The sequence below is a fragment of the Nonomuraea sp. 3-1Str genome, assembly GCF_031570565.1.
Taxonomy (GTDB): Bacteria; Actinomycetota; Actinomycetes; order Streptosporangiales; family Streptosporangiaceae; genus Nonomuraea.
In genome coordinates, this window is sequence record NZ_JALHBK010000008.1 from 100,711 (window position 1) to 127,134 (window position 26,424).

24 protein-coding genes are annotated in these 26,424 nt (G+C 73.4%); 13 read left to right on the top strand and 11 right to left on the bottom strand.

The window, feature by feature from the left end:
• Positions 1 to 135: 135 nt before the first annotated feature.
• Positions 136 to 1,776: a histidine kinase gene (locus tag MTP10_RS15480; RefSeq protein ID WP_310709904.1), complete on the bottom strand. Its 1,641-nt coding sequence runs from the start codon at positions 1,774 to 1,776 to the stop codon at positions 136 to 138.
• Between the two features lie 129 nt (positions 1,777 to 1,905).
• On the opposite strand from MTP10_RS15480, the gene MTP10_RS15485 reads away from it, so the two are divergent.
• The gene (locus MTP10_RS15485; RefSeq protein WP_310709906.1) at positions 1,906 to 2,496 is read left to right on the top strand and encodes a methyltransferase domain-containing protein; all 591 of its coding nucleotides are present in this window, start codon (positions 1,906 to 1,908) and stop codon (positions 2,494 to 2,496) included.
• A 266-nt stretch (positions 2,497 to 2,762) separates the two neighbouring features.
• Here MTP10_RS15485 and MTP10_RS15490 read toward each other — a convergent pair whose 3' ends face one another.
• From MTP10_RS15490 to MTP10_RS15500, 3 genes are read right to left on the bottom strand one after another with little or no spacing between them, the layout of a single operon-like run.
• Positions 2,763 to 3,590 (bottom strand): enoyl-CoA hydratase/isomerase family protein, encoded by an 828-nt coding sequence (locus MTP10_RS15490; protein WP_310709908.1) that lies wholly within the window; start codon positions 3,588 to 3,590, stop codon positions 2,763 to 2,765.
• Positions 3,587 to 4,519, bottom strand: a complete 933-nt coding sequence (locus tag MTP10_RS15495; RefSeq protein ID WP_310709910.1) for an alpha/beta hydrolase — start codon at positions 4,517 to 4,519, stop codon at positions 3,587 to 3,589. Before MTP10_RS15495 ends, MTP10_RS15490 begins: the two co-directional genes overlap by 4 nt.
• 9 nt (positions 4,520 to 4,528) lie before the next feature.
• Complete coding sequence (locus MTP10_RS15500; protein ID WP_310709911.1) at positions 4,529 to 5,215, bottom strand: gamma-glutamyl-gamma-aminobutyrate hydrolase family protein; 687 nt, start codon at positions 5,213 to 5,215, stop codon at positions 4,529 to 4,531.
• A gap of 450 nt (positions 5,216 to 5,665) precedes the next feature.
• Between MTP10_RS15500 and MTP10_RS15505 the strand changes: the two genes are divergently transcribed.
• Positions 5,666 to 6,784, top strand: coding sequence for a globin domain-containing protein (locus MTP10_RS15505; RefSeq protein ID WP_310709913.1), 1,119 nt, complete (start codon positions 5,666 to 5,668; stop codon positions 6,782 to 6,784).
• 64 nt (positions 6,785 to 6,848) lie between these two features.
• On the opposite strand, the gene MTP10_RS15510 is transcribed toward MTP10_RS15505, so the two are convergent.
• Complete coding sequence (locus MTP10_RS15510) at positions 6,849 to 7,661, bottom strand: helix-turn-helix transcriptional regulator (protein WP_310709915.1); 813 nt, start codon at positions 7,659 to 7,661, stop codon at positions 6,849 to 6,851.
• Between the two features lie 58 nt (positions 7,662 to 7,719).
• Positions 7,720 to 8,124 (bottom strand): VOC family protein, encoded by a 405-nt coding sequence (locus MTP10_RS15515; protein ID WP_310709917.1) that lies wholly within the window; start codon positions 8,122 to 8,124, stop codon positions 7,720 to 7,722.
• 63 nt (positions 8,125 to 8,187) lie between these two features.
• On the opposite strand from MTP10_RS15515, the gene MTP10_RS15520 reads away from it, so the two are divergent.
• Positions 8,188 to 8,733 carry a MarR family winged helix-turn-helix transcriptional regulator gene (locus MTP10_RS15520; RefSeq protein ID WP_310709919.1) on the top strand — a complete coding sequence of 182 codons (546 nt, stop codon included), beginning with the start codon at positions 8,188 to 8,190 and terminating at the stop codon, positions 8,731 to 8,733.
• On the opposite strand, the gene MTP10_RS15525 is transcribed toward MTP10_RS15520, so the two are convergent.
• The gene (locus tag MTP10_RS15525; RefSeq protein ID WP_310709921.1) at positions 8,714 to 9,955 is read right to left on the bottom strand and encodes a cytochrome P450; all 1,242 of its coding nucleotides are present in this window, start codon (positions 9,953 to 9,955) and stop codon (positions 8,714 to 8,716) included. The two genes, MTP10_RS15520 and MTP10_RS15525, sit on opposite strands and share 20 nt — an antisense overlap.
• Positions 9,956 to 9,997: 42 nt before the next feature.
• Positions 9,998 to 11,605, bottom strand: coding sequence for an FAD-dependent oxidoreductase (locus MTP10_RS15530; RefSeq protein WP_310709923.1), 1,608 nt, complete (start codon positions 11,603 to 11,605; stop codon positions 9,998 to 10,000).
• Between the two features lie 339 nt (positions 11,606 to 11,944).
• On the opposite strand from MTP10_RS15530, the gene MTP10_RS15535 reads away from it, so the two are divergent.
• Positions 11,945 to 13,024: an exo-alpha-sialidase gene (locus tag MTP10_RS15535; RefSeq protein ID WP_310709925.1), complete on the top strand. Its 1,080-nt coding sequence runs from the start codon at positions 11,945 to 11,947 to the stop codon at positions 13,022 to 13,024.
• 3 nt (positions 13,025 to 13,027) lie between these two features.
• On the top strand, positions 13,028 to 13,348 hold the full coding sequence (locus MTP10_RS15540) for a hypothetical protein (protein WP_310709927.1): 321 nt from the start codon (positions 13,028 to 13,030) through the stop codon (positions 13,346 to 13,348).
• Positions 13,349 to 13,355: 7 nt separating this feature from the next.
• Here MTP10_RS15540 and thyX read toward each other — a convergent pair whose 3' ends face one another.
• From thyX to MTP10_RS15555, 3 genes are all read right to left on the bottom strand, one after another.
• Positions 13,356 to 14,138 carry an FAD-dependent thymidylate synthase gene (gene thyX, locus MTP10_RS15545; protein ID WP_310709929.1) on the bottom strand — a complete coding sequence of 261 codons (783 nt, stop codon included), beginning with the start codon at positions 14,136 to 14,138 and terminating at the stop codon, positions 13,356 to 13,358.
• 117 nt (positions 14,139 to 14,255) lie between these two features.
• On the bottom strand, positions 14,256 to 15,404 hold the full coding sequence (locus MTP10_RS15550) for an amidohydrolase family protein (protein ID WP_310709931.1): 1,149 nt from the start codon (positions 15,402 to 15,404) through the stop codon (positions 14,256 to 14,258).
• Positions 15,405 to 15,535: 131 nt separating this feature from the next.
• A complete protein-coding gene (locus MTP10_RS15555) occupies positions 15,536 to 17,674 on the bottom strand; it encodes an anthranilate synthase component I (RefSeq protein WP_310710205.1) in 2,139 nt (712 codons plus the stop codon).
• Positions 17,675 to 18,050: 376 nt separating this feature from the next.
• On the opposite strand from MTP10_RS15555, the gene MTP10_RS15560 reads away from it, so the two are divergent.
• From MTP10_RS15560 to mctP (MTP10_RS15595), 8 genes are all read left to right on the top strand, one after another.
• Positions 18,051 to 19,496, top strand: coding sequence for a glycosyltransferase family 39 protein (locus MTP10_RS15560; RefSeq protein WP_310709932.1), 1,446 nt, complete (start codon positions 18,051 to 18,053; stop codon positions 19,494 to 19,496).
• A gap of 90 nt (positions 19,497 to 19,586) precedes the next feature.
• Positions 19,587 to 19,826 carry a DUF6289 family protein gene (locus MTP10_RS15565; RefSeq protein ID WP_310709933.1) on the top strand — a complete coding sequence of 80 codons (240 nt, stop codon included), beginning with the start codon at positions 19,587 to 19,589 and terminating at the stop codon, positions 19,824 to 19,826.
• A gap of 62 nt (positions 19,827 to 19,888) precedes the next feature.
• Positions 19,889 to 21,487, top strand: coding sequence for a CocE/NonD family hydrolase (locus MTP10_RS15570; protein ID WP_310709935.1), 1,599 nt, complete (start codon positions 19,889 to 19,891; stop codon positions 21,485 to 21,487).
• 19 nt (positions 21,488 to 21,506) lie between these two features.
• Positions 21,507 to 22,511 carry a WYL domain-containing protein gene (locus tag MTP10_RS15575; protein WP_310709937.1) on the top strand — a complete coding sequence of 335 codons (1,005 nt, stop codon included), beginning with the start codon at positions 21,507 to 21,509 and terminating at the stop codon, positions 22,509 to 22,511.
• A 72-nt stretch (positions 22,512 to 22,583) separates the two neighbouring features.
• Positions 22,584 to 22,787, top strand: a complete 204-nt coding sequence (locus tag MTP10_RS15580) for a DUF3311 domain-containing protein (protein WP_310709939.1) — start codon at positions 22,584 to 22,586, stop codon at positions 22,785 to 22,787.
• Positions 22,784 to 24,394 carry a monocarboxylate uptake permease MctP gene (gene mctP, locus MTP10_RS15585; RefSeq protein ID WP_310709941.1) on the top strand — a complete coding sequence of 537 codons (1,611 nt, stop codon included), beginning with the start codon at positions 22,784 to 22,786 and terminating at the stop codon, positions 24,392 to 24,394. The genes MTP10_RS15580 and mctP (MTP10_RS15585) overlap by 4 nt, the downstream gene beginning before the upstream one ends.
• A gap of 183 nt (positions 24,395 to 24,577) precedes the next feature.
• On the top strand, positions 24,578 to 24,787 hold the full coding sequence (locus MTP10_RS15590; protein WP_310709943.1) for a DUF3311 domain-containing protein: 210 nt from the start codon (positions 24,578 to 24,580) through the stop codon (positions 24,785 to 24,787).
• Positions 24,784 to 26,379, top strand: coding sequence for a monocarboxylate uptake permease MctP (gene mctP, locus MTP10_RS15595; RefSeq protein WP_310709945.1), 1,596 nt, complete (start codon positions 24,784 to 24,786; stop codon positions 26,377 to 26,379). Before MTP10_RS15590 ends, mctP (MTP10_RS15595) begins: the two co-directional genes overlap by 4 nt.
• Positions 26,380 to 26,424: the final 45 nt, after the last annotated feature.

Here is a 26,424-nt window from a genome sequence, read left to right on the forward strand (position 1 = left end):
CGGGGACGCGGACGGTCGTCAGCCTGCCGGATTATTCCGGGGTCCGCCCGCGGGATGACGCACGGGCCGCACCGGGCGGAAGGAGGCGCCGGCCGGGCCGCCCCGGTGGGCGGCTGACGACCGCCTGGGCGCGGATCACGCGACGTCCTCCTTCGCGCAGAAGCGGCCGGCCGGAGTTCCGGCGGGGTCGTCCCTTGTGCCGGGCAGGGTGGCGGTCAGGCGCCAGCCGCCGTTCTCGCCCGGACCCGCCGCCAGCGTGCCGCCCAGGGCGCGGACCCGTTCCCGCATCCCGGCCAGCCCGCGTCCCGAGGAGGGCAGGCGCTCCACCCGCGCCGGCGGGCGGCCGTTGACGATGTCGACGGCCAGTCCCTTGCCCCGGGCGGGGAGGGCGACCACGACCTCGGTGCCGGGTCCGGCGTGTTTGAGCACGTTGGTGAGCCCTTCCTGGACGATGCGGGCGGCGGAGGCGCGGGCGACGAGCGGGGCCCGGTCGGCGGCCGGGTCGAGGCGCAGGTCGACGACGAGACCGGCCGCGGCCATCCTCTCGGCGGACTCGCGCATCACGTCGGCCGGATCGGCCAGCAGGCCGGGCCGGGCGTCGGGGTCGCGCAGCACGTCCAGCAGGCCGCGCAGGTCCTCCAGCACCTGGTGTCCGGTGTCGCGGATGTCGGCCAGCGCGTCGGCGACCGGCCCCTCGGGGGCCGCGTAGCGGGCGGCGCCGGCCCGCAGCACCATGGCGCCGACGTGGTGGGCGACGATGTCGTGCACCTCGCGGGCGATCCGTTCGCGCTCGGCGAGCTGGTCGGCGCGGACCTGGGCGAGGGCCAGCCGCGCCGACTCCTCCTCGCGCCGCCGCTCGGCGGCGGCCGCGGTCTGCCGGACGCCGAGGTAACGGCCGATCGCGATGGGCGCCACGACCAGGAGCATGAGCACGAGGACGCGGAACGGGGTGACCTCGGTCTCGGAGTCGACCACGGCGACGGTGGCGAGCACGCAGCCGGAGGCGTACGCGACGGCGGTCCAGAACCAGGACGCGACCCGCAGCGCGAACACGCCGAGGGCGGTCATCGAGAGGATGAGGCAGGAGTTGACGGCCTGGTGGAGGTACTGGTCGGCGGAGACGAGCAGGACGCCCTCGAAGATGAGGACCATGCCGGGCAGCCGGCGGGCCACGCCGAGCGACAGGCCGCCGCACACGGCCAGCAGCCCGACCACCCACACCGGCAGGGAGCCCTGGTCCCACGACGTCCACGTGCTGAGCACCCCGACGGCCACCCCGGCGCCGGCGAGCAGCACGTCGGGCGTGATGTCGCCCGGCTCGAACCGGCTGGAGCGGCCGCGCAGGTAGCCGCCGACCAGGGCCGGGAAGCCCGGCACGAGCAGGGTGTACATCCACCAGTTGCCGGCGGCCGGGACGCCGGCGTCGGCCAGGTTGAGCCCGGTCGCGAGGACGGCGGCGGCCACGGAGGCGGCGACGGTTCCCGGCCCGGACCGGTAGGCGACGCGGCCGACGGCGACGCAGATCAGCATCTGCGCGGTGTTGGAGCTGTAGGAGCCCACGTGGTCGGCGAAGACGAGGAACGCGGCCAGGTAGAGCGCCGCCCACGGCGGCCGGGTGCGGAGGAACCCCAGGGGCAGGCCGGCCAGCACCGCCATCGGGACGGTCATGGCCGGGGGCAGGTCGCCGAACCCGCCCGCCTTGCCCGACAGGAGCAGGTCCAGCGCGATCCCCGAGACCGCCAGCAGCACATCGAGCGCCACGCCACGCCAACGCATGCCCTGCAAACTATCCGGGCGACGCCGTTTCCCGATCCTCCCCGCGGAGGATGCGGCCTCCTCCAAGTGGCCGGAACCCCGTCCTTCCGGCGGATCATGCGGCGTCGCCCGCGCCCCTACGGTCGAGGCATGTCCAACGACACCGCACTGTTCTTCGGCCAGTTCCTGCGCGACCCGGTCACGGTCGGCGCGCTCGCGCCCAGCTCCCGGCGGCTGGCCCGGTCCGTCTGCGCCCCGGTGCCCGAGCGGGGCGAGCCGGTGGTGGTCGAGCTGGGTCCCGGCACGGGGCCGTTCACCGCGGAGATCCAGCGGCGGCTGGCCGGGCGCGGCCGGCACCTGGCGGTGGAGCTCAACCAGCGGATGGCGAGCCTGCTGGCCTCGCGCTTCCCGGGGGTGAACGTGGTCCACGGCGACGCCGCCGAGCTGTCGCGGCTGCTCGGGGCGCGCGGGCTGAGCCAGGCGGACGTGGTGGTGAGCGGCCTGCCCTGGGCGGCCTTCCCCGACGCTCTGCAGCGGCGCCTGATGGGGGCCGTCGTCTCGGCGATGAGCCCGGCGGGCGCCTTCACGACCTTCTCGTACGTGCACGCGATCCCGCTGGGCTCGGCCCGCCGATTCCGAGCGCTGCTGGCCGAGCGGTTCGAGGAGGTGGTGCCGAGCCGCACGGTGTGGCGCAACGCGCCGCCGGCGTTCGTCTTCCACGCCCGCCGCCCGCGCGTCTGACCGGGCCCGGTGCGGGGAGAGCTTGGTCTCAACCCTCCCGCGCCCCCGGCGCCGGTCCCAGTGCGGCCGTCACCCCACGCGCGTGGCCGGTGCGCGTGGGTCGTGCACGGCCGCGGACCACCTGCCGCGGACCGTCCCCCGGGGCGGCGTTCTCGGCCTCGGCGGACCCGGCCCGTCGTCGTCCAGCGCCGGCGCTTCGGCAGGTCGACGACCTCCTTGTCCCCTATGAGGCTGCGCCTACCCACCGCCGCGGGGACATCACCTGATCAGGAGAAGGACGGGGGCCGTTTGTCGCGCAGCGCCCGCACACCCTCGGCGACGTCGGGTCCGGTGAAGCCGAGGAACTCCATCGCCAGCGAGGCGTCGAACGACGGGCCGGCCATGCGCAGCCAGTTGTTCAGCGCGTACTTGGTGAGCCTGATGGCCTCCTGGGCGCCGGCGGCCAGCCGGGAGGCGAGGCCGAGCGCCGTCTCGTGCACCTGGTCGTCGTCCACGCACAGGCTGACCAGCCCCATCCGCTCGGCCTGCTCGCCGGTGACGGCCTCGCAGAGCAGCAGGTGGTACTTGGCCTTGGCCAGCCCGCACAGCAGCGGCCAGACGATCGCGGCGTGGTCGCCGGCGGCGACGCCGAGCCGGGTGTGCCCGTCGATGATCCGGGCGGTGCGCCCGGCGACGGACACGTCGGCGAGCAGCGCCACCGCGAGCCCGGCGCCGACGGCGGGGCCCTGGATGGCGGAGACGACGGGCTTGGAGCAGTTGACCACGTTGTAGACGATGTCGCGGGCCTCGGCGAAGACCCGCATGCGGGTGGCGTGGTCGCGCGTCATCTCCTCGATCATGGACAGGTCGCCGCCGGCGGAGAACGCCTCGCCCTCGCCCCTGACGACGACGGCGCGCACGGCGTCGTCGCGGTCGGCGTCGCGCCAGATCGAGGCCAGCTCGCGGTGGCCGACCATGTCGACGGCGTTGAGCCTGCGGGGCTCGCTGATCGTGACCCGCAGCACGCCCTCGGCGGGCAGGTCCACGCGCAGCCGCTCGTACGCCTCGTATCCGGGTACGGGAGATCCGGGAACGATGGATCCGGGAACGGTCACGGCTCCCCCTCCAGGCCGAAGGCGTCGCGCAGGCGGCGGGCGACGAGCTCGCGGGCCTCCAGCGCCTGGTCGAACAGGCCCGGGAACGAGTAGAACCCGTGCACGGCCCCCTCGTAGCGGGCCACCTCGGCGGGCACCCCGGCCCCGGTCAGGCGCTCGCCGTAGCGCTCCGCCTCGTCGCGGAGCACGTCGCACTCGGCGGTGACGATCGTGGCGGGCGCCAGCCCGGTGACGGACGGCACCCGCAGCGGCGACAGGCGCGGGTCGGCGGGGTCGGCTCCGGGCGCGTACTGCCGGGCGAACCAGGCCATCTCGGCCGCGTCGAGCCCGAAGCCCCGCCCGAACGCGGCGTAGCTCGGCGTGTCCCCGGCCAGGTCCAGCACCGGGGTGACAAGCGCCTGGTGGGTCAGCCTCAGCCCGGCGTCCCGGGCCTGCCAGGCGGCCACGGCGGCGAGGTTGCCGCCGGCGCTGACGCCGATCACCGCGACGGAGCCGTCGCACTGGTAGAAGGCGGGCCGGGCGAAGACGTCGCGCACCACCGTCCACGCGTCGTCGGCCGCGGCCGGGAACGGGTGCTCGGGCGCCAGCCGGTAGCCGGCGGAGACGACCACGGCGCCGGTGCGCAGCGCGAGGTCGCGGCCGGTGGCGTCGTCGCGCTTGACGCCGCCGAACACCCAGCCGCCGCCGTGGAAGGAGACGAGCACGGGCAGCGGCCCGTCGCCGCGGTCGGCCCGGTAGATCCGGATCGGCACGCCCTCCGCGGTCTCGTCGCGGACGGAGGCGATGCGGGTGAGGGGGCCACGGTGCGCGGCCATCGGGTCGGCCGCGCGCGCCTCCCGGATGGCGGCGAGGTCCAGGCTGTCCAGGCCGCCGCCGTCGTCCGGCCGGTAGCGCGCGAGGAACTCGCGCGCCTGAGGGTTCAGCGGCATGGTCGGAGCCTAGCGGGCCGCCTCGACCAGCGCATCGAACAACGCGACGCCCGTGCCCCGCTCGGGATGCCACTGCACGCCCACGGCGAACCGGTGGCCCTGCAGCTCGACGGCCTCGACGATCTGGTCCTCGGCCCAGGCCACGGCCAGCAGCCCCGAGCCGAGCCGGCGCACGGACTGCACGTGCGGCGCGACCACCTCGACGTGGTCGCCCACGGCTTTGCCGAGCTTGCTGGACGCGCTGACCTGGATGGAGTGGCGGGCCCCGGGCTCGCCGTGGCGGTCGTCGCCGAGCGTGTCGGGCAGCCAGGGGATGAGCGTGCCGCCCTGGGCGACGTTGAGCACGTGCATGCCACGGGCGACGGCGAGGATCGGCAGGCCGGCCTGGACCGCGGCGCGGGCCAGGGCCACCTCGTAGCGGTCGCGGTGGGCCTGCGGCGGGGCGGCCCGGCCGTCCTGGTCCTCCCCGTAGGCGTCGGCGCCGACCTCGGTCCCTCCGGCGAGGACGACGCCGCGCAGGCCGCGTACGTGGTCGGCGGCGGTGTGCGGGGACAGGGGCGGCAGCAGGACGGGCGCCCCGCCGGCGCGTTCGACGGCCTTGGCGTAGGCCGGGGGCGACAGGACCGCCTCCCGCACCCAGTCCCCCCAGCGGGCGGCCTCGAAGTAGGCGGTGATGCCGATCAGCGGTCGGGACATGCGATCTCCAGGTGCGAGCAGGAGTCGGTACGGCACGAGTCGGTACGGCGTCCGGTGGTGCGGCGTCCGCCAGGCCATCATGGCGCACGGCGTTTCGCTCACGTCACCCCCGGAGATGGATCCGTCCGGCCGTTCCCGCCCTGCCACCAATAGGGCTTCCTGACAAACCGCGAAATAATCAGAAAAGGCGAATGCAATACATATTCACGTTTCGCGTCCGAAATGCGCGCCGCCTTGACTGCGGAGAATAACAAGAGCGTTACGCATAGTTCGGGTTCGCACCGTATCGGCGCGAAACGGTTGTGACGTCCCTGTGGTGGTGTAAGACTCGATTTCCGAGCGATCGGCCGAGCCGGGGCCCGCCGGACGCTCGTGACCCGGAGCCGTCAGGGAGGTGGAACGACACGACCGGAATGCGATTCCGGGCTATGGGGTGGGGTTGATGTGGAAATGTCGTTGAATCCGCGCCTGGTAAAAGAGAGCTTCTCCGTCATCGAGCCCGTGGCCGGCAAGGCGGCCGCGTACTTCTACGGCCGGCTGTTCGCCGAGAGCCCGCACCTGCGCAGCATGTTCCCGCCGGGCATGGACACCCAGCGCGACCGGCTCTTCGGCGCGCTGACCCGCATCGTATGGAGCCTCGACAGCCCCGACAGCATGGCCTCCTTCCTCGGCCAGCTGGGGCGCGACCACCGCAAGTACGGGGTGGTCGCCGAGCACTACGGCGCGATCGGCAGGGCGCTGCTGGCCACCGTGCGCACGTTCGCGGCCGACATCTGGACGTCCGAGATCGAGGCCGCCTGGGTCGCGGCCTACAACGCGGCGGCCGAGCTGATGATCGAGGCCGCCGAGGCGGACGCCGGGGCGTCGCCCGCCTGGTGGGTCGCGGAGGTGATCGACCACGAACGCCGCACGCCCGACATCGCGGTGGTCACGCTCCAGCCCAGCCAGCGGCTGCCGTACACGGCCGGGCAGTACGTGACCGTGCAGGTCCCGCGCTGGCCGCGGGTGTGGCGGCCGTTCTCCATCGCGAACGCCCCCCGCCCCGACAACACGCTGCGCCTGCACGTGCGCTCCGTGCCGGGCGGATGGGTGTCGACCACGCTCACCCGCGACACCCGCATCGGCGACGCGATCACGCTGGGCCCGCCGATGGGCACGATGGCGGCGCCCGAGCCGGGCTGCCGCGACGTGCTGTGCGTGGCGGGCGGCACGGGGCTCGCGCCGCTGAAGGCGATCGTGGAGCAGATCATCGCCTCGGGCCGCCGCCCCAACATCCACCTCCTGTACGGCGCCCGCACCGCGGAGGAGCTGTACGACCTGCCGGACCTCCTCCGGATGGAGAGCGCCTTCCCGTGGCTGCGGGTCGTGCCCGTGGTCTCCGGCGACCCGGACCACGAGGGGATGCACGGCCACCTGCCGGAGGTGACGCAGCGCTTCCACTCGTGGGCCGAGCACGAGGTGTACGTGTGCGGGCCGGCGGCCATGGTGACCGAGACGGTCCGGCGCCTGCAGGACGACGGGGTGCCGCCGGCCCGCGTCCATCGCGACGTCGTCCACGACGAGCGGTGAGGACCGGCCCGGTGGCGTCGCCACCGGGCCACGCCGGCCCGGGCCCCGTCAGCTCGCGGCGGCGTCAGCTCGCGGCGGCGGGGCGGCCGAAGGCCGCCGCGGTCTCCTCGTCGCTCGGCCAGAACGTCTCGATGGCCAGCTCCGAGACCGTCACCTCCACCGGCGTGCCGAAGGTGGCGATCGTGGTGAACATCGACAGCACCCGGTCACCGTGGCGGATGCGCAGGGGCAGCAGGATGTCGGCCGGGCCGGGCACGCGGGCCACGTTCAGCTCCACCCCGGGGTAGGTGTAGGCGGCCAGCTCGTCGTGCAGCTCGGCCAGCGCCCCGTGGCCGGACGCCTCGGCCTGGCGGCGGAGCTGGCTGAGCAGGTACGCGCGGACCTCGGCGAGGTTGAGCAGGCGGCCGCCCATCGCGTCGGGGTGCAGCGACAGGCGCATCACGTTGACCGGCTCCTGGAGCAGCTCGGCGGGCACCCCCTCCATGAACATCCCGGCCGCCGCGTTGGCCGCGACCAGGTTCCAGCCGGCGTCCACGACCAGCGCGGGGAACGGCTCATGCCCGGCGAGGATCCGGTCGAGGGCCTGCCGCACCGCGGCCATCTCGGGCGCCCGCACCTCCCGCTCGGGGAACACCGGCGCGTAGCCGGCCGCCACCAGCAGCCGGTTGCGGTGCCGCAACGGCACCTCCAGCTCCTCCGCCAGCCGCATCACCATCTCGCGGCTCGGACGGGCCCGGCCCGTCTCCAGGAAGCTGACGTGCCGGGACGACACGTCGGCCTCGATCGCCAGGTCGAGCTGGCTCACCCGGCGCCGCTGGCGCCAGGCGCGCAGCAGCTCACCGAAGGTCTCCTCTTGATGTACGGCAAGCGCTCCCATGGCGCAAACGTTACGGCACCCGAGGGAAGGGCCGCGATGACGTGTGAGGTAAAGGCGGCTAGTACGACTGGAGCTCGATGAGGTTGCCCTCGGGGTCGCGCAGGTGGGCGGTGCGCAGGGTGGGACCCCAGGCGGGGCGGCCCTGCGGCGGGGCGACGAGCCGGGCCCCGTGGCCGGTCAGGCGGGTGGCGGCGGCGTCCACGTCGTCCACTCTCATCACCAGCATGGACGTGTCCTGGGCTGCGGGGGTCTCGGGCAGGTCCGAGGTGCCGACGGCGGCCGTGATCGCGGCCCGCCCGAACAGGACGAGCCCGGCCTGCCCGTCGATGTCCCAGTTGGCGTACGACGCCTCGGGAAGGACCTTCACGGGCTCGACTCCGTGCAGGTCGCGCAGGGCGGCCTGGTAGAAGGCCACCGAGGCGGCGAAGTCGCGGACGAGCAGGCGCGGGTAGAGGGCGTCCATGGCGAGGGTCTCCAAATCAGTGGGTAAGTACCAATGATTGGTGAAACCCTACACTAGGGAGCCATGGAGCCGCCGCCCACCCTGCTCGGGATCACGACGTTCGTGCTGCACAAGGTCGCGGTCGCCGCCCGGCGCGCCGTGGCGGAGGGGCTCGCCGCGGAGGCCGGGCTCAGCCTGTGGCGGTTCGCGGCGCTGGCGGCGCTGGCCGACCACGGCCCGGCGGCGCAGCGCGAGCTCGGCGACTCGCTCGGGCTCGACCCGAGCGACATGGCCCGGCTGATGGACGGCCTGGTGGCGGACGGGCTGGCCGAGCGCGACCGCGACCCGGGCGACCGGCGGCGCTACCGGGCCTCGCTCACCGACGCGGGCCGGGCCGCCCTCGACCGGGGCCGGGCCGTCGTCGCGGCCGTGGAGGAGCGGACCCTCGCCCCGCTCACGGCCGCCGAGCGCTCCGGACTGCGCGCCCTGGCCGGCAAGCTCCTCACCGGCGAGGCCGCCGCAGAGCAGATCGCCGCAGAGCGGACCGCCACCGAGCAGACCGCCGTCACAGACCAGACCGTCACAGAAGAGACCGTCGCAGAGGGGACCGTCAGACAGCGGCCGGAGTGACCCCGTCGTAGTCGACGAGCACGTGCCGCGGCCCGCGCAGCGTGGCGCTGGGCCGGTAGGGCGGAGGGTCCTCGACCAGGCGCGGGTTCACCAGGCGGTTCACGAGCTGCTGCAGGACGATCTGCGCCTCCAGCCTGGCCAGCGCCGCGCCGAAGCAGTAGTGGACGCCGCCTCCGAAGCCCAGGTGCTCGCTGTAGCGGCGGTCCGGGTCGAAGGTGTCCGGGTGGCTGACGTGCGCCGGGTCGCGGCTGCCCGAGGCGAGGACGAGGACGACCGGCGCGCCCGCCGGGATCGTGGTCCCGGCGACCGGGATGTCGGCCAGCGTCACCCGTGACGACAGGAAGTGCACCGGCGGCTCGTACCGCAGCAGTTCCTCCACCGTGGTGATGATCAGGTCCGGCTCGGCGCGCAGCCGCTTGAGCAGCCCGGGGTGGCGCAGCAGGGTGAGCATGCCGTTGGCGATGAGGTTGACCGTGGTCTCGTGCCCGGCGACCAGCAGCAGCGCGGACGTGGCGATCACCTCGACCGGCGTCATCCCGCCCTCCGGCCCTTCGTACGTGGCCATTCCCGACAGCATGTCGTCGCCCGGCGACTCCCGCCGTGCCGCGGCGAGGCCGGCGAGGTACGTCTGGAGCTTCGAGGTCGCATCGGCCCGTGCCCGTTCCCGCTCGGCGCGGTCCGACTCCCCCGGGCCGAGCGTCTCGACGATCGCGTCGGCCCAGGCGTGGAAGCGCGACTCGTCCTCGCGCGGCACGCCGAGCACCCGGCAGATCACCGTGACGGGCAGCGGGTAGGCGACGTCGTCGACCACGTCGGCGCGGGTGCGGCCGGCCAGGCCGTCGATCAGCTCCGTGGTGATCGCCAGCATCTCGGGGCGCAGCGCCTCGATCCGGCCGGGCGTGTGCGGAGGCCCGAAGTGGCGCATCGCCAGCCGCCGCAGCCGGTCGTGCTCGGGCGGGTCCTGCCCGATGAACGACACGCCGCCCGCCCCGCCGGCCGCGTCACCCTCGGGCCGGTGGGCGAGGTTGCGGCGATCGGAGCTGAGCCGCGGGTCGTGCAGCAGCTCCACGATCTCCCGGTACGTGCTGACCACCCACGTGCCGTCCTCGCGCCGTGTCACCGGGGTCTCGCGGAGCGCGGCGTACAGCGGGTACGGGTCGGCGCGGCTGGAGAAGTCGAGGATCTGCTCGAAGACGTCGTCCGACGTCCTGTCTGCCGGCATTTGGGTTCCTCCCGGGACGGTGGCGTGCGGGCGCGGACATGGTCACTGCTCGCCGTACACGAGCGAGGCGCGGCGCTCGGCGGGGTCATGGCCGGTCACCACGACGGTGGCGCCCTCGCTGGCGACCGCGCGCTCGGCGACCTCCGCCGGCATCGGCCCCATGTCGCCTCTCATGTCCACATGAGGGAAGTCCGGCGGGAACGGCGCGGCCCGCTCGATGAGCCGCTGGTAGAACTCCAGCCAGATCGCCTGGTCGAAGGTGACCGCGGCGGTGATCCGGCCGCGGTAGCCGTAGACGGCGACGAAGCGGCGCTCGGCCACCGAGCCCTGCGTGACGACGATCTGGTCGGCGAGCGTGGGCACGCCCACCGACTTGACGTTCACGCCGAACTGGCTGGACCAGAACACCGGCAGCGCCAGGTGCGGCCAGCGGTGGGCCTGGTCGCTGACCATGTTGTGCGCGGCGATCTCGGCCTGCGAGACGGCGTTGCCCCAGTGCTCCAGCGACATGAACTCGTAGTGGAAGACCGGGTGCGGGAAGCGCGCGATGTCGCCGGCCACGAACACGTCGTCGGTGACCAGCCCGTTGGCGTCCACCGCGCGGCAGCCCGCGTCGCAGGCCACGCCCCACACGCCGGCGGCCAGCCCCGAGCCGCGCAGCCACTCGACGTTGCGCACCGCGCCGAGCGCGACGATCGCCACCTGGGCGTCCACCGTGCTCCCGTCCGACAGGCGGGCCCGGCGCAGCCGGCCGGCGTCGTCGCCCTCCAGGGCGGTGACGGTCAGGCCGCAGCGCAGGTCCACGCCGTGCTCGCGCTGGATCTCGCCGGCGATGCGGCCGATCACGCCGCCCAGGGCGCCCAGGAGCGGCGCGGGGCCGCGCTCGACGAGCGTCACGGGCAGGCCCAGCTCGCGGCAGGCCGAGGCGACCTCCGACCCGGTGAACCCGCCGCCGATGACCAGCACCCGCTCCGGGCCCGCCGCCAGCGCCTCGCGCAGGCGGGCGGCGTCCTCCAGGGTGCGCAGCACGTGGACGCCGTCAAGGGCGGCCTCGGCCTCGTCCGGCCAGGGGCGGGCGCGGGTGCCCGTCGCGATCAGCACCCGGTCGAACGGCACGTCGCGGCCGTCGGCCAGGCGCACGCTCTTGGCGGCCAGGTCCAGGCCGGTGGCCGGGTTGCCGGGGATCCACTCGGCCTCCACCTCCCGCAGCCGGGGCAGGCGGGCGTGCTCGGCGGGCGCGCGGCCGGTGAGGATCTGCTTGGACAGCGGCGGCCGGTCGTACGGCTCGTGCGTCTCCTCGCCGATCACGGTCAGCCGGCCGGTGAACCCCTCGCGGCGCAGCACCCCGGCCGCCCGGCCGCCGGCCAGCGAGCCGCCGACGATCACGATGTGCCCGTCGCGCCGGACGCTTCCGGAGCCGCCGCCGAGCCGCCGGACGGGCGCCGTCCAGTGCCGCATCGCCATCCGGTCGACGTGCAGCGCCTGGACCGGGCAGGCCGCCGCGGCCCGCAGGACGTGCTCGCGCTGCGCGTCGTCAGGCTCGGGGTCGTAGGCGACGGCCTCCTCGCCGTGCATCGTGAAGACCTCCGGCGCGAGGTAGGCGCACTGGCCGTACCCCTGGCAGCGCGTCAGGTCGATGACCACCCTCACAGGACACTCCCCCCTGTCGGCACGCCGGGACTCCCCCGCCGGGCGCGCCTCGCCGGTCCCGTGGACGTACCCGGCCCGCGCCGTCGCGTAGCCCCCCGCCGGTGACGGGTTGCGCAAAGCCGCTGCTCAGCGCGATCACATCACGCCCCGGGAACGGTCCGGACGCGAATCCCGCACTGCCGGGCGGCCCCGGGTGCGGCGTGACACCATGGCCGGAAGACGGCACAGAGGACGACCAAAAACGACAAAACAGGCCCAAAAGGCGAAGGCCACAGGACGATCGGCCGGAAGACGGCACGGAAGACGGCGCAGCGATGGCGGCGGCGATGGGAGTCTGCAATGAGTGACGCGATGCTCGCGATCGGCACCCGCAAAGGGCTGTTCCTCGCCCGCTCTACCGGCGGCGGCCCGTTCGAGGTCCAGCCGATCCGGTTCTCCACGGTCGGCGTCCCCTCGGTGGCGATCGACACGCGCGGCCCCTCGCCCCGGCTGCTCGCCGGCATCGAGTACGGCCATTTCGGTCCCTCGGTGATGTACTCCGACGATCTAGGCGAGTCCTGGCAGGAGGCGTCCCGGCCGCCGGTCGCGTTCCCCGACAAGACCGGCGCGACGCTGGCCCGCGTCTGGCAGCTCCAGCCGTCGCCGTCGGAGCCGGACGTTGTGTGGGCCGGGGCGGAGCCGGCCGCGCTGTTCCGCTCGGAGGACCGCGGCGTCACCTACGAGCTGGTCGAGGGGCTGTGGGAGCATCCGCACCGGCCGCACTGGCAGCCGGGCGGCGGCGGGCTGTGCCTGCACACGATCGTCCCGCATCCCAGCGACCCGCGGGTGATGGGCGTGGCGGTGTCGGCGGCCGGGTTCTACCGCACCGCCGACGGCGGCCTGTCGTGGGAGGCGGCCAACCAGGGCATCCGGGCGCCGTTCCTGCCGGAGGGGCGGCAGTACCCGGAGTTCGGCCAGTGCGTGCACAAGGTGGCGCTGCACCCCGCACGGCCCCACCGGCTGTTCCTGCAGCACCACTTTGGCGTCTACCGCAGCGACGACTTCGGCGGCGCCTGGCACGGCGTGGGCGGGTCCCTGCCGTCCGACTTCGGCTTCCCCGTCGTGGTCGACCCGCACCGCCCCGACACGGTGTACGTGCTGCCGCTCCAGGCGGACGTCGACCGCACCCCGGTGGAGCACCGCCTGCGCGTCTACCGCTCCGACGACGCCGGCGACACCTGGCGTCCCCTCGACCGAGGGCTGCCGGAGCCGCCGGTGCACGTGACCGTGCTGCGCGACGCGATGACCGCCTCGGAGGCGGGGCTGTTCTTCGGCACCCGCGACGGCGAGGTGCACGCCTCCACCGACGGCGGCGAGAGCTGGAGCCTGGTGGCCAGGCACCTGCCCGACGTCCTCACGGTGCGCGCGGCGGTGCTCTAGCACATGGGCACCCGACGGGCCAGACCCGTGACCATGGTCGTGTTCGTGCTCCCCAGCTCGCTGCGGCGCTGGGTGAGCGGCAGGAGCGAGGTGAAGGTGTTCGCCGTCGCGGCCGACTCCGACACCTCGCCCACGCTGGGGTCGGCGCTGGACATGCTGCGCCGTACGCACCCGCTGCTGGAGGAGCGGCTGCGTGACGACTACGGGCGGATCCGCCGCCACATCAGCATGATCGTCTCCGGGGAGGACGCGCGGGGGCTCGGCAGCCTCGACTGCGCGCTGCCACCGGGCGCCGAGGTGTACGTGCTGCCCACCCTGGCCTGACGCGGGCTCAGACCTTGCGCCAGCCGGGGACCCAGGCGCCGTCCTCCACGACGTAGTCGCCGAACAGGGCCGGAGCCTCCTTCAGCATGAGCTCACCGATGCGCTGGAACAGCAGCCGGATCTCCTCCTCGGCCCCGACGGCCGTGCGCGCCTCGATGGTGTGCCGCAGCGTGCGGACGTTGGCCGTCCAGACCAGGCCGGTGGCCAGGCCCTCGGGGGCGAAGCGGCGCATGAACGAGGTGCGGTGCTTCTTCTCGGAGAACGGCTTGCCCTCCTCGTCCAGCTCGAAGTGGTCGGCCATCCACAGTTGGAAGCGCTCCAGCTCCTCCAGCACCGCCGTGGCCCGCTCCATCAGCTCGGAGTCCTCGCGTGCCCAGTCGGGGAACCAGAACGGCAGCTCGTCCAGGCGGACGAAGCGCAGCGACTCCTGGGAGATGGCCACGCCCGGCCGGTGGCGGACCAGCTCATGCGTCAGGACGCGGCTGACGTTGTGCAGCACGAAGCTGAAGCTGACGTGCTCCAGGACCGAGCCGTGGGCGCTGGCCAGGATGTTGCGGAGGTACTCGTCCTGGTTGTCGCGGATGCGGACCACGTTGGGGTTCAGGCCGGGCTCGAACGAGCGGTAGCAGAGCCGCCCGGCGAACTCGGCGAGGTTCTGCGCGTCGAGGTCGCCGCGATCCAGCCGCTCCAGCCACCGCTCGCCGCCGACCTCGCCCAGGTAGCGGGCCAGCTCGTCGTAGTCGAGCTGCGGACGGGCGACGATGAAGACCTCGGGTTCGACGGTGCGCATGGCGAGCCCCCGCTCGGTTAGGCGATGTGACGGGCCAAGCAAACCAGGTCGGGCGGCCGGGCGCGAACTCCGGGGTGCCCCACCCGTCCACCGCCGCGCGCGTCGTTCCGGCCGACGTCAGAGGCGGTAGACGCGGCGGGCGTTGCCCGAGCCGATCATGTACGCGACGCGGGCGGCGTCGGGGGCGCTCCACTCCCCCGCGTCGAGCCGCTCCTTCAGCGCCCGGCCCAGGGCGCGCCGGAACGACACGGCCCCGAGGTGGGCGGTCTCGGCCACGCCGGAGCAGCCGGAGCCGAAGAGCTGCTTGTGGAAGGGCGCCAGCTCCAGCAGCTCCTCCACGACCCGCCACGACGCGGCGCCGGTGCGGGTGAGCGCCCGCCCGACGTCCACGTGGACGTGCGGGTACGTGGCGGCCAGGTAGGCGGCCTGGCGGTGGAACGGGTAGCAGTGGAGCAGGATGACGGTCACGCCGGCGGGCTGGAGCGCCTGGAGGAAGCCGGTCAGCAGCGCGGGGTCGGTCCGGTGCGGCGGCGCGTGCCCGGAGTCGGGACCCGCGCCCGTGTGTAGCTGGAGGGGCAGCCCCCGCTCGCGGGCCACGTCGACGGACGTCCACAGCAGGTGCCGCAGCGCCACCGGGTCCGTCAGCGGATCCTTGGGGTCGGCGAGCCGCCGGTTCGCGGCGGCGATCACCGACCCGCGGCTGGGACGGGCCGGGTCGAAGTCGAGGCCGTGGCGGTGCGCGGTGACCGTGCTCAGGCCCACGGCCCTGGCGGCGCGGGCGGACAGCTCCTCGGCCAGGCCGTCCAGGTAGTCGGAGGCCGTGCCCGCCATCTCGGCCACGTCGTGCTCGACCTGCTCGACGCGGACGATCTCGTCGGCCGCGGCGGAGCCGTGCCGCCCCATCTCGGCGGCCGGCAGCAGGTCGCCGCTCTCCGTGCCGGTGTCCACGAGGAACGCCGCCACCCCGGCGGCCCCCAGCAGCCGCCGGTTGACCTCACCGGCGCCCAGCTCGGCGCGCCGGGCCAGGTAGACGGCGGGCGGGGCGTGCGGCGCCAGATCGAGGACGGGGGCGCACCAGCGGCGCACGGCGACGCCGACCGGGGTGTCGAAGTGCGTGGTGCCGGGCGGCGCGGGCACGCCGCCGCCGATCAGCAGCTCGTACTGGGCCCGGGACAGGTCGTCGCGGCGCACGGCGTCGCAGTGGTGGTCGACCAGCGGGGCGAGCAGCGCTTCACGCACCGTGTCGGGCAGGCCGGGGGGGAGCATGCGGAGACTCTAGGGCGTACGGCCGGGCCGCCGCGCCGCTTTCCGCACACCTCTGCCCCACCCGACCGTACGGCGTTCCCCACGCGGGCCCGGACGTCGCGGACGCCCGGGCCGCGTGGAGGGCGGCAGGGTCAGCGGCGGGAGAGGCGCAGGACGTTGGCGATGATCTTGGCGCCGGCGCCGCCCTCGGCCGTCAGGATCGACTCGGGGTGGAACTGCACCCCGAACCGCCGGTTGCGGGTGTCCTCGATGGCCATGACGTTGCCGTCCGACGTCACCGCGGTGGCCTCGAAGCCGACCACGCCGGGCCGCTTGGCGTGCAGCGAGTGGTAGCGCGCGGCGGTGAACTCGGCGGGCAGCCCCTCCAGCAGCGCGCTGCCGCCGAGCCGCGTCACCTGCCCCCGCTTGCCGTGCTCGGGGTAGTCGAGCAGCTCCAGCGAGCCGCCCGCCTGCTCCACCATCGCCTGCAGGCCGAGGCACACGCCGAAGACCGGCAGCTCGCGGGCGTAGATCTCACCGATCAGCGCGGTCATGCCGAAGTCGGACGGCCAGCCGGGGCCGGGCGAGAGCACCACCAGGTCGGGGGCGACCTCGTCGAGCGTCGCCGGCGGGAACCCGTGGCGCAGCGTCACCACATCGGCCCCCTCCTGCCGGAAGTAGTCGGCCAGGGTGTTGACGAAGGAGTCCTCGTGGTCGACGAGCAGCACCTTCATGCCCTGGCCCGGCTGCTCGCGGACCGGCGCGGCGGCCACGGCGTGCGGCTGGTTGACGGCGGCCAGGGCGCCGAGCAGGGCGCTGGCCTTGAGCTCGGTCTCGCGCTCCTCGGCCTCCGGGTCGGAGTCGAACAGCAGGGTCGCCCCGGCCCGCACGGTGGCGAGGCCGTCCTTGATCTGCGCGGTGCGCAGCGTCAGGCCGGTGTTCATGGAGCCGTCGAAGCCGATGAAGCCGATGGCGCCGCCGTACCAGCGGCGGGTGGTGGCCTCGTGGTCCTCGATGAACTGCATGGCCCACGTCTTGGGCGCTCCGGTGACGGTGACGGCCCACATGTGGGTGAGGAAGGCGTCGAGGGCGTCGAACTCGGGGCGCAGGCGGCCCTCGATGTGGTCGACGGTGTGGATGAGCCGGGAGTACAGCTCGATCTGGCGGCGGCCGATGACCTGGACCGAGCCCGGGACGCAGATGCGGGACTTGTCGTTGCGGTCCACGTCGGTGCACATGGTCAGCTCCGACTCCTCCTTCACGCTGGTCAGGAGGGTGCGGATGGCCTCGGCGTCCTCGACGGGGTTGCTGCCGCGGGCGATGGTGCCGGAGATGGGGCAGGTCTCGACGCGCTCGCCGGTGACCCGGACGTACATCTCGGGCGAGGCGCCGACGAGGTGCTCGCCCTCGCCGAGGCTGATGATGAACTCGTACGGCGCCGGGTTGCTGTGCCGCAGGCTGCGGTAGAAGGCGGCCGGCTCGGTGCACACGGCGTGGAACAGCTGGCCGGGCACGACCTCGAACAGGTCGCCGCGCCTGAACTTCTCCTTGGCCGCGGCGACGACCTTGGCGTACTCGCCCTTCGGCGGGTCGGAGGGGATCTCGGCGGGCGTGGCGATGGGCGTGGAGTCGCCGGTGCGCTCCAGTCCGCGGGTGCTCGCCCCGTCGACGGTGAACTCGTAGCGGTGCTCGACGCAGGTCTCCCGCTGCCGGTCGATCACGACGAGCCGGTCGGGCAGGTGCAGCACGAGGTCGCGCTGGTCGGCGGGGCGGGCGAGCTCCTGCCTGATCGGCTCGAACTGGAAGGCCAGGTCGTAGCCGAAGGCGCCGTACAGGCCGAGGTGCGGGTCGTCGCCGCGGAAGGCGGCGATGACCTCGCGGATCGCGCTGAACACGGTGGGCCGGCGGCTGCGCATCTCCTCGGGCAGCAGGTCCTCCGACTCGGGGACGAACACCTCGACCCGGTCGGCGGTCGGCTCCTCGACCGGCTTGCCGGCGGCCAGCAGGCACGACGTCACGGCGGGCAGCACGACCCGGCCACGGGCGTTGAGGGCCCGGGCGGAGATCGTGCGGCCCTTGGCGACGAGCTCGACGCAGGGGTCGACGTAGCCGAACGCCCACCTGCTGTAGCGGCCGGGATAGTCCATGCCGGAGGAGAAGGCGCCCCCGCGCCGTACGTCGAGGGCGGTCACGATCTCCTCGAGCGCGTCCTCGGACACCTCGCGCGTCTCGCGCTCGACGCCGATGCCGCCGGCCGTGACGTAACCGCTGGTATATCCGCTCGTCTCCACAGTTGCTTGCCCCTTGTTGATGTTGCCGTTGATGTTGACCGTCGAAGTGCACTGCCACAACGCCGAACCCGGGGGCGGACACGAGAAAGGCCGCCTACCGGGGCGGCCGTCCGTCGAAGATGTGCGAAACTCGCGCCGCCTAGAAGCGGCGCCACCACTGAAGCTCGACGCGGTTTCGCATGTCCCCAGGGTAGCCGCCGAGCCCAAGATCATGCAACGCGGCGCGCAGCGGGGGCTCCGGCATTCCGTGCCCCCCTCCGTGCCCCCTCGGCGCCCGCTCCGGTGGCGTGACAGACGGGCGCCCGCCGGAAGGCCGCGTGAAATAGCGGGGGGCGTAGGGGTCCGCGCGGCGGGGGGAACGGCTAGCTTGACAATCATGGAACGCCCCCCGTTAGCCTGGCGGTCGACAACGGTCGTCGTGGCGTGCCTGGTCGCGGTGCTGCTCCTGCTCGGCGACCGGTACGGCTACCACCGTGACGAGCTCTACTTCAGGGTGCTGTCCGAGTATCCCGCCTGGGGCTACGTCGACCAGCCCCCGCTCACCCCGCTGATCGCCCGCCTGTCGATCGCGCTGTTCGGCGACACGCTGTTCGCGCTGAAGATCTTCCCGGCCGTGGCGGCGGCGCTGCTGGTGGTGCTGGCCACGCTGATCACGCGCGAGCTGGGCGGCGGGCGCGTCGCCCAGGCCGTGGCCGCGCTCGGCGTCGCGACCGGCGCGTACACGCTGGTGGCCGGGCACACGATGCTGACGCTCAGCTTCGACCTGCCGTTCTGGGCGGCGGCCGGGCTGTTCGCGATCAAGGCGCTGCGCCGGGAGGAGCCGCGCTGGTGGGTCGCGTTCGGCGTGGTGGCCGGGCTGGCGACGTACAACAAGCTGCTGATCGCGATGCTGGCGCTGGGCCTCGCGGCCGGGCTGCTGCTCGCGGGGCCGCGCCGGGTGCTGGCCAGCCCGTGGCTGTGGGCGGGCGCGGCGATCGCCCTCGTCCTGGCCGCCCCCAACCTGATCTACCAGGCGACCCACGACTGGCCGCAGCTCAAGATGGCCGCGGCGCTCAGCGAGGGCGAGGGCGACGAGCAGCGGCTGATATTCGTGCCGATGCAGTTCGGGCTGTTCGGGCCGGTCGTGGCGGTCATCGGCGGGTTCGGCTGGTGGCGGCTGTGGAAGGACCGGCGGGTGCGGGCGGTGGCGGTCGCGTTCCCGGCCGCGGCGGTGCTGACCGTGCTCAGCGGCGGCCGGTTCGACTACACGGCAGGGCTGGTCCTGCTGCTGTTCACGGCGGGCTGCGTGAGCGTGGAGGCGGCGGGCGCCGGCCGGGTGCGGCTGGCGGTGGCGTCGCTGGTGGTCAACGGGCTGGTCTGCGCGGTGATCGCGCTGCCGCTGCTGCCCGCCGACCGGCTGGCCGCCACCCCGATCCCGGACATCGACGAGGTGGTGCGCGAGTCCGTCGGCTGGCCGCAGTTCGCCGCCGCCGTGCGGGGCATCCTGGACACGCTGCCGCCCGAGGAGCGGGCCCGCGCGATCGTGCTGACCGGCAGCTACGGCGAGCAGGGCGCGCTGGCGCAGGCCGGGATCCCGCGCGTCTACAGCGGGCAGAACCAGCTCCACCTGTACGGCCCGCCGCCCGAGACCGGCACCGTCGCGGTGGCGGTGAACATCGGCCGGCGCGGCATGTACCGGCAGTACACCACGTGCGAGCAGCGCGCCGTGGTGGACAACCGGGTCGGCGTGGAGAACGAGCTGCAGGGGATGCCGGTGTTCCTGTGCCGGGGACTGAAGGGCTCCTGGCGAGCCGCCTGGCCGCTCTACCAGCACTACAGCTAGCGGGACCACGAACCGCGGCGCGGGCCTTGATCTCCGGGCCTGGCGGGCTCATGATCCGGTCAACGGTTCCCCCCAGCGAAGGGCTTCGCCATGCGCCGTTCCCTCCTGTCCCTCCCCGTGGCGGTCGTGCTGGCCCTGGCCGGCGCGGCCGTCACCAGCGCGCCCGCCCAGGCCCGGCCCTGCGGCCTCGGCAACTACTGCGTCACGACCTACTACTCCGACTCCTCCCGGACCACCGTGGTCGGGCAGATGGTGGAGGAATGCGAAGGCGGCGGCGGCTCCTGGGGCGTCCGCACGATCTACAAGGACTTCTCGGAGGTCCCCTGCTGACCACGGACGCGGGCAGCGGCGCGGGCTTCCACCTGCCGGGCGGCATCTGTTACTGGTAGGTAATGCGACGCGTGCGGCTCCAGCGTGACCTTCCCGTCCCCATGCCGGACGGTGTGACCCTGATGGCCGACCACTACGCGCCCGCCGGTGGCGGCCGGGCGCCGGTGGTGCTCATCCGCTCCCCGTACGGCCGGCGGGGCCTGTTCGGCTGGATGTACGGGCGGGGCTTCGCCCGCAACGGCTTCCACGTGGTGATCCAGAGCTGCCGGGGCGGCTTCGGCTCCGGTGGCCTGCTCGACCCGATGGCCGACGAGCACGACGACGGCCTGGCGACGCTGGCGTGGATGCGGGCCCAGCCCTGGTACGGCGGGTCGTTCGCGATGTTCGGCCCGTCGTACCTGGGCTACGCGCAGTGGGCCATCGCGGCCGACGCGGGGCCGGAGCTGAAGGCCATGGCGGCCCAGATCACCGCGTCGCAGTTCCGCGACGCCGCCTACGTGGGCGGGGCGTTCGCGCTGGAGTCGGCACTGAGCTGGACGGCGCTGACGGACGCCATGGCGCGTCCCTTCGGCGGCGCGGCGGCGCTGACCGCGCCCCGGCTGACGCGGCGGGCCGTGCTGTCGGGGCGGCCGGTGGCGGAGCTGGACGTGGCCGCTTCGGGGCGTCCGCTGCGCTTCTACCAGGATCTGCTGGAGCACCACGCCGATCCCGCCGTGCCGTACTGGGACAAGCGCGATTTCTCCCCTAAGGTCGGGCAGGTGGAGGCGGCGGTCACGATGCTCAGCGGCTGGTACGACGTGTTCCTGCCGTGGCAGCTCAAGGACTATCTGGCGATGCGGCGGGCGGGGCGCCGGCCGTACCTGACGATCGGGCCGTGGTACCACGTGGACGCCCGGCACGGGCGGACCTCGATGGCCGAGGGCCTCGCCTGGTTCCGCGCGCACCTCATGGGCGACGCGTCCGGGCTGCGCGCCGACCCGGTGCGGGTGCACGTGACGGGGGCCGGCGAGTGGCGCGACTACCCCGACTGGCCGGTGCCGGGCATGACACCGCAGCGGTGGCACCTCCAGCGGGGCTTCGGGCTGGATCCCGAGGCGCCGCGGGCGGCCGGTCCGGACCGGTTCCGCTACGACCCCGCGCACCCCACCCCCGTGCTCGGCGGGCCGGTGCTGCTGTCGGACTCCCGGCCGCGCGACCAGCGTCGCCTGGAGGCGCGGCGCGACGTGCTGGTCTACAGCTCGCCGGCGCTGCCGCGGGACGTCGAGATGATCGGGCCCGTCACCGCCGAGCTGTTCGTGCGCTCCAGCACGCCGTACGTGGACGTGGTGGTGCGGGTGTGCGACGTGCGCCCGGACGGCAGGTCGCTCAACCTGTGCGAGGGCGTGCGGCGCATGAGCCCGGCCTCCCCCGGAGACCCGGACTCCCCTGACGGGGACGTGCGGCGGGTGGTGGTGGAGCTGTGGCCGCTCGGGCACCGCTTCCGGGCCGGGCACCGCATCCGCGTGCACGTGGCCGCCGGCGCGTACCCGACGATCGCCCGCAACACCGGCACCGGGCGGCCGATCGGGCTCGGCGGCCCGATGGTCGCGGCCGACGTCGAGGTCTTCCACACCCCGGAGCTGCCCTCCGCGGTGGTGCTCCCCCGCGTGGCGGTCCCATGACCGGACGGGAGGCACGGCTGTGCGCGCCGGGCGGCTGATGTCGCTCGTCCTGCTCCTCCAGGCGCGCGGCAGGATGACGGCGGCGGAGCTGGCGCGCGAGCTGGAGGTGTCGGAGCGGACCGTCCACCGCGACGTGCTGGCCCTGTCGGGCTCGGGCGTGCCGGTGTACGCCGACCGGGGCCGCGGCGGCGGCTACCGGCTGCTCGACGGCTACCGGACCCGGCTGACCGGCCTGGACCGGGCCGAGGCGGAGGCGCTGTTCCTGTCGGGGGTGCCGGCCGCGCTGCGGGAGATGGGCCTGCAGGGCGTGGCGGCGACGGCCCGGCTGAAGGCCGCGGCGGCCCTGTCGCCCGGCCTGCGCGACGCGCCCGCGACCGCGGCGCAGCGCTTCCACCTGGACGCGCCCGGCTGGTTCGCCCCGGACGACCCGCCTCCCGCCGCCCTGGCGCCGCTGGCCCGGGCCGTGTGGAGCGACCGGCCGGTCACCGCCGCCTACCGCGAGCGCCGCCGCACCCTGGAGCCGTACGGGCTCGTGCTGAAGGCGGGGGCGTGGTACCTCGCCGGCCGGGTCCGGTCCCGGTTCCTGGTCTTCCGGGTGGACCGGTTCGGCGAGGTCGAGCCGCACGAGGGCGTGTTCGAGCGGGACCCGGGCTTCGACCTGGCGGCGTTCTGGGCGGAGCACGCGGCGGCCTTCGCCCGCTCCCTGCTGCGCGAGACGGTGACGCTGCGGCTGACGGAGGCGGGGGTGCGGATGCTGCGGCACGTCGCCGACCCGGCCGCGCTGGACGACGCGCTGGCCTCGCTCCAGCCGGACGGCACCCTGCGGCTGGGCGTCGAGTCCGTCGCCGTGGCCTACAGTCAGGTGCTGCGCCTCGGCCCGGAGGCGGAGGTGCTCGGGCCGCCGGAGCTGCGTGCCCTGCTCGCCGGGGCGGCCGCCCGCATGGCCCGGCTGTACGAGCACCAGGACGAGGCCCCGGGAGATCGACCGTTCGGCGCGGCGCTACGACCACTCGGCGATCCGTGACCTGACCGGAACCCCGGCCTGTCTAAGGTGCGGGGTCGAGAGCTGCTTCTCCTCACGCCCAAGGAGACCGCCTTGCCCGGTGACAAGAGTGACCGCAGCCCCTGGTACTGGCTGCTGCTCGTGCCCGTCGTCATCCCCCTGCTGACGCTCCTCTACAACGCCGACGAGCCGCGGCTGCTCGGCTTTCCGCTGTTCTACTGGCTGCAGATCGCCTTCATCGCCCTCGGCGTGGCGACGACCACGATCGTCTACCGGATGACGAGGAGGCGGCCGTGAGCGCGCACACGACCGAGATCGTCGTCTTCTCGGTGCTGTTCCTGCTGGTCAGCGGGATGGGCTTCGTGGCCGCCCGGTGGCGCCGCCCCACCGACCTGGCCAGCCTGCACGAGTGGGGGCTGGGCGGCCGCAACTTCGGCTCGTGGATCACCTGGTTCCTCATCGGCGGCGACCTCTACACCGCGTACACGTTCGTGGCGGTGCCCGCCCTGCTGTTCGGCGCGGGCGCGGCCGGGTTCTTCGCCGTGCCGTACACGGTGATCACCTATCCGATCGTGTTCCTCATCATGATCCGGCTGTGGTCGGTGTCGCACGTGCACCGGCTGGTCACGCCGGCCGACTTCGTGCGGCTGCGGTTCGGCTCGCCCACGCTGGCGCTGCTGGTGGCGATCACCGGCATCGTGGCGACCATGCCGTACATCGCGCTCCAGCTCATCGGCATCGAGGCCGTGCTGAAGACGATGGGCGTGGCGGGCAGCGGGTTCCTGAGCGACCTGCCGCTGATCGTGGCGTTCGTCATCCTGGCCGCCTACACCTACCAGTCGGGGCTGCGGGCGCCGGCGCTGATCGCGTTCGTCAAGGACGTCCTCATCTACCTGGTCATCCTCGTGGCGATCATCTACATCCCGGCCCGGCTGGGCGGCTGGGGGGCGATCTTCGACGGGGCGAAGGCCAAGTTCGAGGCCACGCCGGCGCCCGGCGACGGACACCTGCTCAACCCGAACAACCAGCTCCAGTACGTGACGCTCGCGCTGGGCTCGGCGCTGGCGCTGTTCCTCTACCCGCACAGCGTCACCGGGGTGCTGGCCTCCCGCAACCGGGACGTCATCAAGCGGAACATGTCGGCGCTGCCCGCGTACAGCCTGCTGCTGGCGCTCATCGCGCTGCTCGGCTACATGGCGATCAGCGCGGGGATCAAGCCGATCGGCACCGACGTCAACACGGTGGTGCCGCAGCTGTTCGACAGGATGTTCCCCGACTGGTTCACCGGGGTCGCGTTCGCGGCGGTCGGCATCGGCGCGCTGGTGCCCGCGGCCATCATGTCGATCGCGGCGGCCAACCTGTTCACCCGCAACATCTACCGCGAGTACGTCAACCGCAACCCGACCGACGCCCAGGAGGCGAGCGTCAGCAAGGTCACCTCGCTGGTGGTGAAGGTCGGGGCGGTGCTGTTCATCCTGCTCATCGACCCGCAGTTCTCGATCGACCTGCAGCTCATCGGCGGCGTGATGATCCTGCAGACGCTGCCGTCGGTGGCGCTCGGCCTGTTCACGCGGTGGTTCCACCGGGCCGGGCTCATCGCCGGCTGGGTCGCCGGGATGGGCGGCGGGCTGCTGATGCTCTACGGCATCGCCAACCCGGCCACCAAGCACGCGCACTTCGGCGGCTCGGCTTTCCCGCTGGCGAACCTCGGCCTCGACACGAAGATCACCGTCTACGCGGGCTTCCTGGCGCTGCTGGTCAACCTGGTCGTGGCCGTCCTGGGCACGGTGATCGCGCGCGCGGCCAAGGCCGCCGACGGGCCCGACGGGACCCGGCCCGCCGACTACACGGCCGACGAGGGCGACCCCGCGGTCAAGGAAGTGGACCTCGCCGGCTCGACGTGAACCGCCCGGCGTCTCACATTCCGGGACGTTTGGTCACTATTTAGGCCAAACCGTAATCCCATCGACATTGGGCTTAATACCTCCGTAAAGCTAATCTCCTTCCGTTGACCACCAAGTCATGAGCCGGTCAGACGACCGGCTCATGCATCCGTTCCCACGGATACGGCTTAACGGAGGGGTCGAGTGACAACCCGGGAACCCGGGCAGCCCAGCAGCGACCGCAGCCCCTGGAACTGGCTGCTCGTCCTGCCCATCGCGCTGCCCCTGATGACGTTCCTGTTCAACGCCGACGAGCCGCGCCTCATGGGCTTCCCGGTCTTCTACTGGCTGCAGATCGCCTTCATCCTCGTCGGCGTCGCCTGCACCACGATCGTCTACCGGATGACGCGATGAGCGGGCACACGACCGAGCTGGTCGTCTTCGCGGTGCTCTTCCTCGTCGTGAGCGGCATGGGCTTCGTGGCCGCCCGCTGGCGGCGGCCCCAGAACATCGAGAGCCTGCACGAGTGGGGCCTGGGCGGACGCAACTTCGGCTCCTGGATCACCTGGTTCCTCGTCGGCGGCGACCTCTACACGGCCTACACGTTCGTGGCCGTGCCGGCCCTGGTCTTCGGGGCCGGCGCCATCGGCTTCTACGCGCTGCCGTACACGGTGGTCGTCTACCCGCTGGTGTTCCTGGTGCTGGCCCGGATGTGGTCGGTCTCGCACGTCCACGGGTTCGTCACCCCTGCCGACTTCGTCCGGGCCCGCTTCGGCTCGCCCACGCTCGCGCTGGTCATCGCCCTGACCGGGCTGGTGGCGACCATGCCGTACATCGCCCTGCAGCTCGTCGGCATCGAGGCCGTGCTCAAGTCCATGGGCATCACCGGCCACCTGCCGATCATCATCGCGTTCGCCATCCTGGCCGCGTACACCTACCAGTCGGGCCTGCGGGCGCCGGCGCTGATCGCGTTCGTCAAGGACACGCTCATCTACATCGTGATCCTCGCCGCGGTCATCTACATCCCGGCCAAGCTCGGCGGCTGGGGGTCCATCTTCGACGCGGCCCAGGCCAAGTTCGACGCGACCCCGGTCAAGACCGACGGCATCACGCTCAACGCGGCCAACCAGCTCCAGTACATCACCCTCGCCTTCGGCTCGGCGCTGGCGCTGTTCCTCTACCCGCACAGCCTCACCGGCGTGCTGGCCTCCAAGAACCGGGGCGTGATCAAGCGGAACATGGCGGCCCTGCCCGCCTACAGCTTCCTGCTCGGCCTCATCGCGCTGCTCGGCTTCATGGCCATCGCCGCGGGCACCAAGCCGATCGGCACCGACACCAACACGATCATCCCGCGGCTGTTCGACCAGATGTTCCCCGACTGGTTCACCGGCGTCGCGTACGCGGCCGTGGGCATCGGCGCGCTGGTGCCGGCCGCGATCATGTCGATCGCGGCGGCCAACCTCTTCACCCGCAACATCTACCGCGAGTATCTCAACAAGCAGGCCACCGACGCCCAGGAGGCCAAGGTGTCCAAGCTGGTGTCGCTGGTCGTCAAGGTCGGCGCGGTGCTGTGCATCCTGCTGCTCGACCCGCAGTTCTCCATCGACCTGCAGCTCATCGGCGGCGTGATCATCCTGCAGACGCTGCCCTCGGTGGCGCTCGGCCTCTACACCCGCTGGTTCCACCGGGGCGGCCTCATCACCGGCTGGGCGGCCGGCCTGGCGGCGGGCGTGTGGATGCTGTACCTCATCCCGAACCCGGCCAAGGGCAAGGCGCACTTCGGCGGGTCCGCGTTCGCGCTGGAGAAGCTCGGCCTCGACACCCCGATGACCGTGTACGCGGGCTTCCTCGCCCTCGCGGTCAACCTCGTGGTGTCGGTGCTGGCCACGCTGGCCTTCCGGGCCGCCAAGGTGGCCGACGGCGAGGACGCCACCTCGCGCGGCGACTACTTCGCCGACGAGGGCGACCCGCGGGTCAAGGAGCTCGACCTCTCCGCCTCGCACTGACCCGTTCTCCGACCCGGCCCGGGCCCGTCTCCCTCGTGGAGGCGG